This is a genomic window from Photobacterium sp. J15, from assembly GCF_963870815.1.
GTDB lineage: Bacteria > Pseudomonadota > Gammaproteobacteria > Enterobacterales > Vibrionaceae > Photobacterium > Photobacterium marinum.
Genome location: NZ_CAWMUI010000001.1, coordinates 1,802,474 through 1,816,824, shown reverse-complemented (window position 1 = coordinate 1,816,824; position 14,351 = coordinate 1,802,474). Strand labels below are relative to the sequence as shown.

15 protein-coding genes are annotated in these 14,351 nt (G+C 45.4%); 8 read left to right on the top strand and 7 right to left on the bottom strand.

All coding sequences use genetic code 11. The annotated features are described in order from the left end of the window. Window positions 1-166: 166 nt before the first annotated feature. The 5 genes from AACQ93_RS08415 (at window position 167) to AACQ93_RS08395 (ending at window position 3,890) form a co-directional block, all read left to right on the top strand. Window positions 167-682 (top strand): hypothetical protein, encoded by a 516-nt coding sequence (locus tag AACQ93_RS08415; protein WP_084419219.1) that lies wholly within the window; start codon window positions 167-169, stop codon window positions 680-682. A gap of 91 nt (window positions 683-773) precedes the next feature. Beyond that, entirely contained in the window at window positions 774-1,115 is a 342-nt protein-coding gene (locus tag AACQ93_RS08410; RefSeq protein WP_007461549.1) for a CidA/LrgA family protein, read from the top strand. Then, window positions 1,115-1,792, top strand: a complete 678-nt coding sequence (locus AACQ93_RS08405; protein WP_198160155.1) for a CidB/LrgB family autolysis modulator — start codon at window positions 1,115-1,117, stop codon at window positions 1,790-1,792. The genes AACQ93_RS08410 and AACQ93_RS08405 overlap by 1 nt, the downstream gene beginning before the upstream one ends. A 204-nt stretch (window positions 1,793-1,996) precedes the next feature. Then, a complete protein-coding gene (cdd, locus tag AACQ93_RS08400; protein WP_007461544.1) occupies window positions 1,997-2,884 on the top strand; it encodes a cytidine deaminase in 888 nt (295 codons plus the stop codon). 130 nt (window positions 2,885-3,014) lie between these two features. Further along, window positions 3,015-3,890 carry a DMT family transporter gene (locus AACQ93_RS08395; RefSeq protein WP_064603920.1) on the top strand — a complete coding sequence of 292 codons (876 nt, stop codon included), beginning with the start codon at window positions 3,015-3,017 and terminating at the stop codon, window positions 3,888-3,890. A 122-nt stretch (window positions 3,891-4,012) separates the two neighbouring features. On the opposite strand, the gene AACQ93_RS08390 is transcribed toward AACQ93_RS08395, so the two are convergent. After that, window positions 4,013-4,420, bottom strand: coding sequence for a hypothetical protein (locus AACQ93_RS08390; RefSeq protein ID WP_064603916.1), 408 nt, complete (start codon window positions 4,418-4,420; stop codon window positions 4,013-4,015). Between the two features lie 300 nt (window positions 4,421-4,720). On the opposite strand from AACQ93_RS08390, the gene purT reads away from it, so the two are divergent. Continuing rightward, on the top strand, window positions 4,721-5,896 hold the full coding sequence (purT, locus tag AACQ93_RS08385; protein ID WP_064603912.1) for a formate-dependent phosphoribosylglycinamide formyltransferase: 1,176 nt from the start codon (window positions 4,721-4,723) through the stop codon (window positions 5,894-5,896). A gap of 142 nt (window positions 5,897-6,038) precedes the next feature. On the opposite strand, the gene AACQ93_RS08380 is transcribed toward purT, so the two are convergent. Both AACQ93_RS08380 and AACQ93_RS08375 read right to left on the bottom strand, forming a co-directional pair. After that, window positions 6,039-6,680 (bottom strand): thiopurine S-methyltransferase, encoded by a 642-nt coding sequence (locus AACQ93_RS08380; protein WP_064603909.1) that lies wholly within the window; start codon window positions 6,678-6,680, stop codon window positions 6,039-6,041. 219 nt (window positions 6,681-6,899) lie between these two features. Further along, on the bottom strand, window positions 6,900-7,193 hold the full coding sequence (locus tag AACQ93_RS08375) for a hypothetical protein (RefSeq protein WP_007461536.1): 294 nt from the start codon (window positions 7,191-7,193) through the stop codon (window positions 6,900-6,902). A 231-nt stretch (window positions 7,194-7,424) separates the two neighbouring features. Here AACQ93_RS08375 and AACQ93_RS08370 point away from each other — a divergent pair, with 231 nt between their 5' ends. Then, complete coding sequence (locus tag AACQ93_RS08370; protein WP_064603906.1) at window positions 7,425-7,832, top strand: nitrous oxide-stimulated promoter family protein; 408 nt, start codon at window positions 7,425-7,427, stop codon at window positions 7,830-7,832. A 28-nt stretch (window positions 7,833-7,860) separates the two neighbouring features. Here the strand turns inward: AACQ93_RS08370 and AACQ93_RS08365 are convergent, their stop codons facing one another. Beyond that, window positions 7,861-8,238 (bottom strand): hypothetical protein, encoded by a 378-nt coding sequence (locus tag AACQ93_RS08365; protein WP_064603903.1) that lies wholly within the window; start codon window positions 8,236-8,238, stop codon window positions 7,861-7,863. 375 nt (window positions 8,239-8,613) lie between these two features. On the opposite strand from AACQ93_RS08365, the gene AACQ93_RS08360 reads away from it, so the two are divergent. Then, window positions 8,614-10,095, top strand: coding sequence for a multiheme c-type cytochrome (locus AACQ93_RS08360; protein ID WP_232323298.1), 1,482 nt, complete (start codon window positions 8,614-8,616; stop codon window positions 10,093-10,095). Window positions 10,096-10,189: 94 nt separating this feature from the next. Here the strand turns inward: AACQ93_RS08360 and AACQ93_RS08355 are convergent, their stop codons facing one another. The 3 genes from AACQ93_RS08355 to rnk form a co-directional block, all read right to left on the bottom strand. After that, window positions 10,190-11,698, bottom strand: a complete 1,509-nt coding sequence (locus tag AACQ93_RS08355; protein WP_064603887.1) for a peptide MFS transporter — start codon at window positions 11,696-11,698, stop codon at window positions 10,190-10,192. 273 nt (window positions 11,699-11,971) lie between these two features. Next, entirely contained in the window at window positions 11,972-13,480 is a 1,509-nt protein-coding gene (locus AACQ93_RS08350; protein WP_064603884.1) for a peptide MFS transporter, read from the bottom strand. Window positions 13,481-13,830: 350 nt separating this feature from the next. Then, window positions 13,831-14,241 carry a nucleoside diphosphate kinase regulator gene (gene rnk / locus AACQ93_RS08345; RefSeq protein ID WP_007461524.1) on the bottom strand — a complete coding sequence of 137 codons (411 nt, stop codon included), beginning with the start codon at window positions 14,239-14,241 and terminating at the stop codon, window positions 13,831-13,833. Window positions 14,242-14,351: the final 110 nt, after the last annotated feature.

Sequence of the window (14,351 nt, the reverse complement as noted above, 5' to 3'; positions counted from 1 at the left end):
GATAGTGTTTCTCGCGTCAAAACTTATACCTGTGGTTGAAAATATTCGACCAGACTATCTGAAATCCGACGTTGTGTGATCCTCTGATGCTATTCCCTGCCTGCGAATTCCAACAGGGTTGCAAAAGAAATCATGAAGCCTTCTTTGTTGGAGTTAAGTGATTGATATGACAACTAAAGCCTTAACACGATGCTATCGCTTTGAAAAAGTAGATTTTGAGCCTGATTTGCAGCTATTGGTTTGGCGTGATAACACGGAAACGACTCTTACCGTTTATGAATCTCGCTTACTAGAGACCCTCTGCTATTTCGCCGGAGAGGTGATCAGCTATCAATCGCTTTACGATAAAACCTTTACTGTCGCCGAATCTAATGCCGACAGCAGTCATTTCGATCTTAACATCCTGCTGCGATCACTCACCCGTAAGTTGGTCAATGACGGGGATATGGCGATTCCTATTGAGGCTATCGGACATTATGGATTTCGTGTTCCGCTGCCGGAAAAAACCTGTCGTTTGGTTCACAATGACGAAAAACAGCCCAAACTACCCGATCCTCACAATAACGACACCAGTTTCGAACCCCAAAAAGCACAAAGGACCAAAAACAATCTGATTCATAAGGTTTTTGTGGTTCTGCTTGCTGCAGCCGGTATTGCAACGCTGATAATTTCCAACCTTTAACTGTGCAAATTTGAAAACACATTTTGTGGACTAGATCACACTCAATCTATTTTGTATGATGAATGAGTCACTTCATTAGTAATACAGGCTCATGGCATATCTACGTTCTTTTTTGATCATCTTTCTTTGCCTGTTCGCAGGTAAGGCTATTCAGCATTTTTCCGGGCTTGCGATCCCCGGCAGTATTATCGGTATGCTGATTCTTTTCTTCACACTCGCTATCGGGGCTATTCCAGCCAAGTGGGCGAAAGAAGGCTGCCATCTTCTGATCCGTCATATGGCATTGCTGTTCGTGCCTGTTGGCGTCGGCCTGATTAACTATCTTGATTTAATTTCATCCAATACCTTACCTATTCTTCTAAGCACTATCGGCAGCAGCCTGGTTGTATTTATCGTTATCGGCTTAGCTACACACTATAAGGAAAAACAATGATCTGGCTGGTCACCACTCTAGTCGTGTTTTATGTTTCTCGACTGGTTGCTCAACGCTTGCAACACCCTATCATCAACCCTCTTTTAATCTGCCTTGTGGTTATTATTCCTCTGTTGATGTGGCTGCATGTACCTTATGACACTTATTTTGAACAAAACAAATGGTTGAACAGCCTGCTTGAACCGGCCGTTGTCGCCCTGGCCTTCCCGCTTTATGAGCAGCTAACTCAAATCCGTGAGAAGTGGAAGATTATCTTCACTACTTGTCTGGCCGGTAGTGTACTGTCGATGATCACAGGTTCTGCAATCGCACTTTCTCTGGGTGCCGATCCGCAGCTGACTGCGAGTATTTTGCCAAAATCCGTCACTACACCAATTGCGATGGCGGTTTCAGAGCAAATCGGCGGTGTTCCTGCCATTGCTGCAATTATGGTGATTATTGCCGGCCTGTTCGGTGCCGTGCTGGGTTATCCTCTGTTCCGCGCGTTAGGTATTGAGGCTTCAATTGCGAAAGGTCTGACTATCGGTACCGTGTCTCATGCGCTTGGTACGGCAAAGGCCGCAGAAGAAGATCTACAAGAAGGTGCCTTCAGTTCACTGGCATTAGTGATCTGTGGTGTGATTACTTCTATCCTCGCGCCGGTGCTATTTCCTGTAATTTTGCAGGTTTTCAGCTAAATATTTCGAGTTAGCTATGTGTTCGTAATCGAATACAATGTTAACTTATTGATAAATAAGGAGGTGAATTCTAAAATCTGTGTGACGCCACTCTCATTTATGTAATGCATGCAACAACCATTGGCATTATGTGACCTTGATCACACATAGAATTCATCTCTGCGCCTACAATGTTTCTCCATACACAATACGGAGTGACAACTCATGCATACTAAAGTAATGGATGCTTTAGGCGCTTTACCATCTGATCTGGCGACGGCACTTAAGCCTGTAATTGAAGATGCTAACTTTGATGCAACATTGAGCCCTGAGGTTTTCGAGAAACTACTTGCTGAAACACACATGACAGACAGCGAGTTACGTGTTGCTCTTCTTCCTGTTGCTGCAGCTTATTCCGTTGCTCCGATTTCAAATTTCTATGTTGGTGCAATTGTCCGTGGTGAATCGGGTCGTCTGTATTTCGGTGCTAACATGGAATTTGTCGGCGCTTCCCTGTCTCAAACTGTCCACGCAGAACAATCCGCCATCAGCCACGCCTGGGTGAAAGGCGAAACCGGCATTCAAGACATTACCATCAACTACAGCCCTTGCGGTCACTGCCGTCAGTTTATGAACGAGCTGACTACCGCTAAAGAGCTTGTTGTTCAGCTACCTGAGCGCGCAGCTAAACGTCTTCAGGAATACCTGCCTGAATCATTCGGCCCTGCTGACCTGAACATCACTGATGCCCTGCTGACTAAAGTTGACCACGGTCTGAAAACAGAAGCGACCGAAGAGCTGGTTCAGCTTGCATGTAAAGCAGCGAACTCTGCTCACGCTCCTTACACCAAAAACTTCAGTGGTGTAGCCCTGAAAGCAAAAGACGGTAAAACGTTTGTTGGCATGTACGCTGAAAACGCAGCATTCAACCCTAGCCTGCCTCCGCTGCAGGTTGCACTAATCAACATGAACATGGCCGGTTACCCGCATGCTGACATTGTTGAAGCGGCGCTGGTTGAATGTTCAGACAGCACAATCAGCCACCTTGCTGATACTCAGAACACTCTTGAAGCACTGAATCCGGATATCCCGCTGACTTACGTGGCGGCATAACGACCGATGTATCAAGATTGAAGTTAAAAACCGCCTGATGGCGGTTTTTCTTTTTAAATCAGTTTCATCCTTTTCTCGGCAAGAGTATGATGCCGTAAGTTTTTGTCAGTAATTATTTTGTCACTTGAGCATGTCCCATCAACATAACCCGATTCAGGGTGCCAGCTGGATGCTGACCGCAGGCCTTGCCTTTGCGATTGTAAACAGCATGGCGCAATACCTGAGCGTGATGCTGAATCTGCCGTCGACGACGGTTGCATTTTTTCAGTATTTCATCGCACTCGTTGCCATTTTCCCTTGGCTGAAGACCCTTGGTCTTCGTCAGGCACTACAAACCAAACACTTTGGTATGCACTGTCTTCGTGTATTCCTGTCTGTTATCGGTATTCAGCTCTGGCTGTGGGCACTGGCCTATCCGGTGCCAATCTGGCAGGGTATCGCCCTGCTGATGACATCACCGCTGTTTGCAACTATCGGCTCAGGCCTGTTCCTGAAAGAGAAAGTCGGTGCAGCCCGCTGGCTGGCGACTCTTGCCGGTTTTGCGGGAGCCATGATTATTCTGGAACCATGGGCTGACGGTTTTACCTGGGCAACTCTACTGCCTGTTGGTGCCGCTTTCTTCTGGGCCTGTTATTCTCTGATGGTGAAAAAGATGTCGGTGCACGATTCACCGACAACCATGGTTGTGTACCTGCTGCTACTTATTACACCGTTTAACGTGTTCCTGGCGGCACCTGAATTCACTATGCCTGATCAAGGCCTGACCTGGTTGCTGCTGCTTGGAGCAGGTCTTCTGACTGCACTGGCTCAATGGGCAATTGCTAAAGCCTACGCCGTTGCTGATGCGTCTTTCGTTCAGCCTTTCGACCACGCTAAATTGCCGCTTAACGTGCTGGCAGGCTGGGTGGTATTCGGTTGGGTTCCACCGGGACGCCTATGGCTTGGCGCTGCAATTATCATTGCTTCTGTGGCTTTCATTACCCAATGGGAAAACAGAAAGAAGTAACCAAAGTGAAGTAATTCGCTGAATTCATTTTTTGGATTTCAGATCAAAAGAGGCGAGAAACTAATTGTTTCTCGCCTCTTTTTTGTTCTTAACTCTAATCTAAGCCCAAACTTAGAACCGGTTTAGAAACGGTAACGAACTCCAATCGCCCCTTCCAGTTCCAGGTCTACATCTTCTACAACATACAGTGTCGGGCCAACCTCACCATAAAGCTCAACACGGTCCAGAGGTACCTGGAAACCGACGCCGGAACGAACACCTAGTTTGTCGTCTTTATCATCGACGTACTGTGCGCCGACAAAAGTGTACATGCTATCAAGCTCAGGTTTGCTGACTAACTTGCCAAGGTTAAAGGTCTTATCAACAGCAACGCCAAACTCATCAATGCCAAGAGAAAAACGAAGGTCATTCTGTTTGTACTGAATGCCGCTCATAGGGCTGCCAAAAAAGACGCCGATGCTCTGTGAAGCCTGTGCCGTCAAGGAAACACAAAGAGTCAGCGCTAATCCCAATAGTGTTTTTTTCATCATAGTGTTCATGCTCAAAAAAGTGTTATTGCCAAAAGCTACAGCAAAAAAAGTAACCGATAACAGTCAATGACAGTAATTTAACCGCAAAACGCATTCAGCTCGACGGGTCAAAACCAATCATGACATAACTTTGACAAATCCCCCTTTCTAACATAGCGAAACACAAGCGGAAAGCATTTATCTGCTTACAATACTCAGTTGTTTAACTTTAGTCGAAAAACCAAAAAGCAAACGTTTGCGCAAATCTGACAATCCTGTATGATCCGCCGGGTAATCAACACACAAACGTAAGGAAACCCAATGTTAGGTTCAGCTACTCGTCCGGATGCAACCCGTGTTTTGTTACTAGGCTCTGGTGAACTTGGAAAAGAAGTCGCGATAGAGTGCCAACGCTTAGGTCTCGAAGTTATTGCTGTTGATCGCTACGCTAACGCCCCTGCCATGCAGGTCGCCCACCGTAGCCATGTTATTAATATGCTGGATCCTCAGGCTCTGAAAGAAATCATCAGCCTGGAGCAGCCTCACTATGTGGTACCGGAAATCGAAGCCATTGCCACAGATACCCTAGTCGAACTAGAAAAAGATGGCTTGAATGTTGTACCGACTGCCAACGCTACCAAGCTAACAATGAACCGCGAAGGTATCCGTCGCCTGGCTGCAGAAACTTTAGGCATCCCGACCTCTCCGTATGAATTCTCTGACCAATATGATGACTTCGCCGCTTCGGTTGAAAAAATAGGTACACCTTGTGTGGTGAAGCCAATCATGAGCTCATCCGGTAAGGGCCAGAGCGTGATCAAATCTCCTGCTGATATCGAATCTGCTTGGCAGTACGCACAGGAAGGCGGCCGCGCTGGTGCAGGACGTGTGATCGTGGAAGGTTTTGTTGAATTTGATTATGAAATCACTCTGCTGACTGTACGTGCTGTGGATGGCGTACACTTCTGTGATCCTATCGGTCACCGCCAGCAGGATGGTGATTACCGTGAATCATGGCAGCCTCAGGCAATGTCTGCGGCAGCTCTGAAAGCAGCACAAGAAGTGGCGGAGAAAGTTGTCAATGCTCTTGGTGGATATGGCTTGTTCGGTGTTGAGTTGTTCGTTAAAGGTGACACAGTCCTGTTCAGTGAAGTTTCGCCTCGTCCGCACGATACCGGCATGGTGACCCTGATTTCTCAGGACCTGTCAGAATTTGCTCTGCATGTCCGAGCTTTCCTCGGTTTGCCGATTCAGTCAATTACACAATACGGTCCATCGGCTTCAGCGGTAATTTTGCCCGAAGGCACATCAGAAAATGTGCGCTTTGATAACCTGGCTGTCGCTATGGCTCGTCCGCAAACTCAATTGCGCTTGTTCGCCAAGCCGGAAATCAACGGACGCCGTCGTTTAGGTGTCGCCCTCACCCGCCGCGATAATATCGTCGACGCTATCAGTGATGCCGTAAATACAGCAGCTGACGTAAAAGTGGTGTTTTAATTCCTGAAACACCCAGCTCAGTGACACCGTCACTGGCGTATACAACAAGCAAAAAAGGAGCCGATCATGGCTCCTTTTTCACTATGTAAGCAGAATAGTGCCTGTTATTACACAACGTGCCTCTTCTGCCTTGTCTTTCACTTTAAACCTCAATCAACCAGGCTTCTTCCGCAAAGCGGCTAAGACCACGCTGACGACGAGGATGCGATTCATCAGCTTCATCACGCTCAAGTGCGGTAATTTTGCATCCCTTGAACAGCATTTCGATTTCATTCTGGGTTACGCTAAACGGAGGACCATCCATCTCAGCCTGTGGGTAATCCAGCGTGATCAATAAGATTCGACCACCAGCTTTCACCATAGACAGCAAGCACTCGGCATACATCAGACGCATCGGCTCAGGCATCGCAATCAGTGCGGCACGATCATAAACCACATCAACAGGATCAATTTGTGTAGAGAAAAAGTCGCCACAGTAAATCGTGATTTCATCGAGTTCATACATGGTCTGGCCGTTACCCAGCGATGTCACTGTCGGGATATAAAACAGCTCAGAGAAAAAAGCTCTCACTGCAATATCGCTCAATTCAATACCGATAACTTTATTGTGCTTCTCAGCCAGCCAGGTCATATCCAGTGACTTGCCGCACATTGGCACAAGCACTGAATCATCCCGCGATGTACTTACCGCCGGCCAGTGTTTAATCAGCTTTGGATTAACGTCGTTTAAGTGGAAACCAATACGGTTTTCAGCCCAGCGGCTATGCCAGAATTCTGCATCCATTTTTTTATCTCTTTTATCTGACTTTACTTTTTGTAATAAGGATCTGAACACAGTTTATCGCTCTGATCCAGCCCTGATTTTTTGAATCCACCAAACGCAAAAAAGGATGCCGAAGCATCCTTTATCGCCAATCTCGCTAAGCCTAAGCAAAGCTAGATTATAAATACGTTCTCAATTTTTTCTTTATGAGAGTAATTGAATAAACGATTCAAACAGCCCTTACGAGATGCGGAACAGTTTAATCGAATCACGGCGTACTGTTACGCCACGGAAAGTTACAGGTTCTAGCAACGTCATCAGCTGCTTAGAAACAAAAAACTTACCGCCGTAGCTGCGATCACCGCCACGATTTACCCAATCTGCAAATTCATCTGCCAGGCTGAACATAGAGTTACCAACAAGCAGAACCAGGACTTTTGCGACTTCACTGTCATTCTGTTTATTAAACTCCGCGTCACGAACCTTCTTACGGTATTCGTCGACGATTCTTTCTAGGCACTCAAATCTGCTCATATACACCACCATAAAAAAAGAGGTGCGGATACTACTGCTCATACCCAAGTAAATCAACCCATAGACGGGAATTCTTGTGATAAAACGGATATTTTTTCATGTTCATAACATGTTTCCTCCATTTAATCATACAAATCTAGATAAAGATCATATTTTGACGCCAATATATAGTTATATTTAAAATATAACTTTAAGTAAGATTTGTGCGCAATGTGCTGCAGGGAAACCAGTATGAGTGAGTCAAACAAGGCCATTATTCTATATGGCAGCCTGGATACAGAGTTTCGAACTATCGAGGCAATGGTGAAAATCTATTGCAAAAACCACCACAAAACGCCTGCACTCTGTGAGCAGTGCAAAGACTTTCTTGAGTACGCATTTACCCGCCTTGATCGCTGCCCATATGGTGAAGCCAAACCGACTTGTCGACTCTGCCCTATTCACTGTTACAAAACGGATTACCGGGAGATATCACGTAAGATAATGCGCTATTCAGGTCCGAAGATGCTTTTCAAACATCCGATTCTTGCTGTCCGTCATCTAATCGCGGAAAAACGCCCTGTTCCAGAGAAACCTGAATCCGGCGCGTCTAACCGACACAAACGCAAATTACTGGAGAAACAAAAGCCAGGAAATTAAAGCCTGACATTCAGCTTCAATAGACATCTTAGTTACGGTAATAATCGACGACCTGAACTTTAGATGGCTTCCCATTGCCCGATACATCCATTGAAAAAGTATTCGGCCCTGTCATCTTCACTGAAGATGACAGCTTACCAGCCACGCTAACGCCTTCTATTTTGTCGAACTGCCGTGAAATATCGTAGTGCATGTTTATGTTTACAGTCGCTTCCTGATCCGCGACCAGCTGAAACTGGCAGATCCCGGTGGGACAATAGACATCCAGTTCGCCCTTCTCTCTGATTGTTATTTTTTCTACATTCTTAATCGGTGTTGCAGAGAGCTGCAAATCTTCATTACAGCCCTGAACTAAAAGCAGAACGGCGCCAACGATAATCACACTTTTTAAACTGGCTAACGACATTTTCCTCAACCTCATCCGTTTATGTTCGTTTCTCGCTGTTTCATTTTCTAGTCCACTCTTCTCTAACAAGGCATCTCATTGGTAAGGTTTCCCATATTCCGACCACTCATCTCCCAGTTCGATCATAGAGTCTGTTATATCTCAATCACAAAAAGAATAACGCTACTTAAACAACGCACTTCCAATTCAGACATTCTTTTTTCTGAATCGTTTTCAAACGTTTTGCTTGATCACCCTACAGCCTGGCGGCGTCCACCTCATTTAAAGCCTTTTTGATGTCGCAAACCCGATACAGCTGCTCACCATATCACTGACAATACTTGTGGCTTGAAAGTTAGACATTGACGTAAATTAACCAGTTCAATGGATAAAACTATGCACAATAACAACTCATCGGCCAGGTTTGCTTTTTCATCCATGTATTGCCAATACGCAATATTTATCAACCAAGCATCAAAAACAGTATTAGTCCTGATGCTAATGTCTGTCTCTTTATTTGCTTTTGCTAACGGAAACAACGAGAAATGGTTAAAGCCACATAAGACACTCACAGGGGAACAAATCAAACAGCAGCTTCCTTTCTACCCGTCACGAGCCTCAACCAACGGACATAAACTCACTCCCGAAATGTTCGAGGATCCCAAAATTTGTCAGGGCTGCCATAACGAAATCTACCAACAGTGGGAACGTTCGGTAATGGCGAATTCCTGGGAAGACCCGATTTACAGAGAGTTATTCAAAAGAGCCAGTGCTGCAACAGATGGTAAAGTCGATAACTTTTGCGTCGCCTGCCATAGCCCGATTGGCTTGACCAGTATGAATGCGAATGCCACTTCATTTGATACCGACGAACACATTCCCGGCGTTAACTGTGAGGTTTGCCATAACATTGTCGGACTCACCGGTAGTGATAACGGCGCTTATATTCTGGTCCCAAACAAAGACAAGCACGTAAAACTCGGCCCGCGAACCGATGCTGAGTCCCCCTATCACAAAACTCAATATCTGGGTTTGCAGACAAAGTCTGAATTCTGCTCTGCTTGTCATAATGTCTCTCACCCGTTCAACAGCACCCCGATTGAACGCACCTATGATGAATGGCTAGAAAGTACCTATAACGAACAAGGTATCCATTGTCAGGACTGCCATATGACACCGGGACCAGGAAAAAAAGCGAACCCCGGCAAGTCTGCCGTTATGGGCAAAACTCGGGAGCACATCTACTCTCATGAATTTACCGGTGGTAATTCTACCCTGCACCAGTATTTCGATGACCCGGACAGTGCAGAACTCGCCCGCGAAATGCTTCGCTCCGCCGCTACCATGGAGTTTATAGAGCTGCCAGCTAATTTGGTTGCCGGAGAGATGGCCACGATCAAAATCAAGGTCTCGAATGTCGGTGCTGGTCATAAACTGCCGACCGGTTTTCCGGAAGGTCGTGAAGTATGGATTGATTTCAAAGTTAACACTGCGGATAAGGAACAAATCTACCGCTCCGGTGCCGTAGTTGACGGCCATACAGAAGAAGGCACACGAAACTTTAAAGTCACCCTAGGTGATGCCAACGGAAACGTAGTGGAGCTGAATGTCTGGGAAGTGGACAGAATCCTGTCTGATACCCGAATACTCCCGAACGGTTATTCTGTTGTTGATTACACCTTCGTAGTTCCTGAAGACATAAGCGGTAATATTACTCTTGATGCCACTCTGAACTACTGGCCTTTCTCGCAAAAGCTGGTTGATGAACTGCTTGGAGAAGGCAAACTGAAAGTCGATATCGTTAATATGACCTCAGCTCAAATCAAGCTCCCTGTTACAAAGGAAAAATCAGCCAAGGCAATTGCAATGAAGCAGTAATGGCCCTGGTTAAAGCCCCCTTCTAAAGACGATAAAGCGCCGACATAAGGCCGGCGCTTTTCTTACGCTTATTGTCTAGCAACAGAATACCGAATTAGTGGTTTGCTGCCATATCCTGAGAAGCGGCTTCTTTTTCAAGTGCTTCACCTTTGTTAACCAAATTAGAAATCACTTTTGACAGAATCAGTGTTACGACAGCCATTACAACCGCCAGCATTGCCAGGTTGTAGAAGTAGCTTGCGTATACGCCTTCAATAATTTCCGGCGTCAGCACCTGATCTTTCGGCAACGCAATTTTTGTTGAAATCACAGCTGCCAGAATACCACTCAGTGACAGAGCAACAGAGCGAAGACCAATCGCAAATGCAGACAGGTAACGTGGCACCATCTCGAAGATAAAGCCGGCACCCAATGCACCTACAATCAACTCAGCTAGAGACTGGAAGAAGTGAACCCACAGGATCCAGTCTGCTGCAATTTTGCCGTCTTCACCGACAAAACTGGTAGAAAGGCCAAGCAATGCAAAAGCAATAGCACTGAATACAAACGCTGCAGAGAACTTGGTAGGAATAGATGGTGAAAATCCTTTCTTCTCAAGCCAGCCATAGACAAAGATCACCGGACCACCCAGGGTGAAACACCACAGCGGGTTAAATGCGGCATTGGATTCAGGCTTGATTGGAATGAAGCCCAGAATCTGCTCTCCCATCAGGTTAATGGCATAGATGTTCATCGAGGTCAGCATCTGACCATAGTAGAAGTAGAACGAGATCATAATGAAAATCATGATCAGCACGCCGCACATCTTGTACTTGTATGCAGGCGTTGCTTTAGTGATTTCATAAATGAAATACAGAATCGCGCACGCACCCAGTGCGTACAGCAGGTATTTACCAGCATCAAGGTTGGCGAATACCCAGTAAACCAGCCCCAGCATAACTACAGAACCAGCAACAAAGGCAGCCCAGGTTTTCATGCTAACGGCACGACGATCAATGTCATTACCGACAGCAGTAAAGCGTTTACGGAAGACAACAAACAGAATCAGAGTCAGAGACATCAAAGCTGATGCAATAAAGAAGTTACCCTGGTACGCCATATAGGCCAGCATAAACGGGAACAGGTATTTAGAAGAGAAAGATCCCAGGTTGTTAATGGAATAATTCACTGTCAAACCCTGCTGAAATGCATCCCGGTTTGTTTCGGAATAGGAGTTACCCAGCAATACCGTCGGGCTTGTCGCTGACAGGCCGCGAGCATAACCGATCAGGGCGATCGCAAAAATACTCATTGGCACATTCAGGCTGCCAGCCCCTATGCCCAGCAGGAAGAAACCAATGGTATAAATGGTATAGCCTATGTATACCGCCCGGAACGAACCGATATAACGGTCGGCAACAAATCCACCGATAGCGGAAAATACCGGACCTACGGCCCCGAAGGCACCCATCATCATGATAGTGTCGGCTTCGCTGTAATTTAACTCAAACAGGAAGAATTTGGTAAGCAGGACATAAGTTCCATAAAAAGCAGCTCCCCACAGGAATTGCCTTAGGATTAATATCCTGGCTGTTATCGGAAATCTAGCGTTTGCGTCTTGCATGTTATGCTCCTTCAATATAATGCACGGCAAAAACTAGCATGTAGGAAATTATCATTTCATGATCAAAGATAAGTTATTGAACAAATGGCATATTGAGTGAAACCTTTTTTACAAAGATGAGATCTCAACAAGGAATCCATGTCTCACCAGCCATACCAGTCACAAATATTTGTGATATTCCCATTTAGAATCATATGGTTAAAAGCATAAAAAAGGTTCAGCTCAAAACCGAGCTGAACCGTTTAAAAGTAACAATTTAAATTATGATATGAATTAATGCTGAGTTGCAGTTTCCTCATCTGCATCCTGCTGTTCCAACTCTTCACCCTTGCGGATAAGTTTGGCAATCACTTTCGAAAGCATAAGGGTTACAACCGCCATCACTACCGCCAAAGCTGCCAGACCATAGAAGTAATTCGCATACACACCTTCAATGATCTCTGGCGTTAACACCTGATCTTTAGGCAATGCGATTCGGGTTGAGATAACTGCCGCCAAAATACCACTCAAAGACAAGGCTACAGAACGTAGACCGATTGCAAATGCTGACAGGTAACGCGGTACCATTTCAAAGATAAAGCCAGCCCCCAGCGCCCCTACAATCAGCTCAGCCAGGGACTGGAAAAAGTTGACCCACAGAATCCAGTCACCGGCGATCTTTCCGTTTTCACCGACAAAACCGGTAGAAAGGCCAAGCATACCGAACGCAATAGCACTGAAGACGAATGCCGCAGCAAATTTAGTCGGAATTGATGGTGAATAGCCTTTGCGTTCCAGCCATCCGTAAACAAAGATCACGGGTGCACCCAGCACAAAACACCATAATGGGTTAAATGCTGCGTTGGATTCAGGTCGAATTGGGATAAAGCCGAAGATGTGATCTCCCATCAGGTTAATCGCATAGATGTTCATGGAGGTCATCATCTGGCCGTAGTAGAAGTAGAACGAGATCATAATGAAAATCATGATCAGCACACTGCACATTTTATATTTATAGGCAGAGGTTGCGCGGAATATTTCAAATACAAAGTACAAAATCGCTGCACCGCCAAGGGAATACAGCAGGTATTTACCGGCTTCCAGGTTAGCAAATACCCAGTAAACCAGACCCAGCATCGCAGCAGAACCGACGATAAAGCACAGCCAGGTTTTAAGGTCTACTTCTCTGCGGTCAATGTCGTTACCAACTTCAACAAGGCGTTTACGGAAAAGGACGAACAGAACAAGTGTCAGCGACATTAAACCGGAAGCAATATAGAAGTTGCCCTGATAGGCAAGAAACGCAACCAGGAACGGGAACAGATACTGTGATGAGAATGAACCCAGGTTGTTAATTGAATAGTTAACAGTCAGACCTTGCTGGAATGAATCGCGGTTGGTAGAAGAATAAGAATTACCCAGCAATACAGTCGGGCTGGTCGCAGATAAGCCCCTAGCATAGCCGATCAAAGCTATTGCAAAAATACTGAGTTCAACATTCAGGTTACTTGCGCCAAAACCCAGCAGGAAGAAGCCGACTGTATAGGTGGTATAACCAATATATACCGCACGGAATGAACCGATAAACCTGTCTGCAACAAAGCCCCCAACGGCAGAGAATACCGGCCCTACAGCACCGAAAGCACCCATCATCATGATGGTATCAGCTTCACTGTAGTTCAGTTCGTTCAGAAAATACTTGGTAAGTAGTACGTAGGTTCCGTAGAATGCGGCACCCCATAAAAACTGCCGGAGGATTAACACTCTGGCTATGAACGGAAATCTAGCGTTTGCGTCTTGCATATCATACTCCTTCAAAATTATGCACCACAAAAGCTATCACGATGTCGAATATTATTTTATGACGAATGTTGAATTATTAAATCAATAGCATACGGAAAGTTAAATATTTAGTTACTGTGAGACGCAGATGTTAACCCCACAAACGTGTTGCAACACAATGCAGCTTAAAGTGTCTGCTTTATCACCAAACAGAACGCTATGTTGATAATAATGATGATTAAGCCAAGTTAGACAAATAAAATCATCAGCTAACTCAACCAGCATATTTATTGAAAAACAAAAAAGCAGTAACTGAGACAGCTACTGCTTGAATATTAAGATAACCAGTTGAAGTTACAGTACAATCCCGGTTACAGGTGGAAATCCCCTTCTCGCTCCGGCTGATAAATCACTTCAAGGATCTTCACTTTGATCACACCGCCATTAGGTCCCGGCCACTCAATTTCATCGCCGACAGAAAGGCCAAGCAAAGCACTGCCTACAGGTGCCAATACTGAAATCTTTTCACCGGATTCATCCATATCTTTCGGATAAACCAGTGTCAGATTCATCTCTTCATCAGAAGTTGAAATCGCAAAGCGTACCGTCGCATTCATTGTCACAACATTCGGCGGCACCTCTTTGCTGTCGACAATATCGGCACGGTCTAATTCATCTTCCAACCTTTGCTTCGTTAACACCGAATCAGGAATGGTATCCAGCAAGGCTTCTAATCGCATCTCATCCATTTCTGAAATGATGATTTTTGGTTTAATGTTCACAATTCACCTAACCATTCTCAAAATAACAGACAGCTTCTGCAAAAAAGCCAGTTTAAATTCAATAGTTTATTAAATCGGTGATTACCATCACAGGGTTTGATTTTGATAAC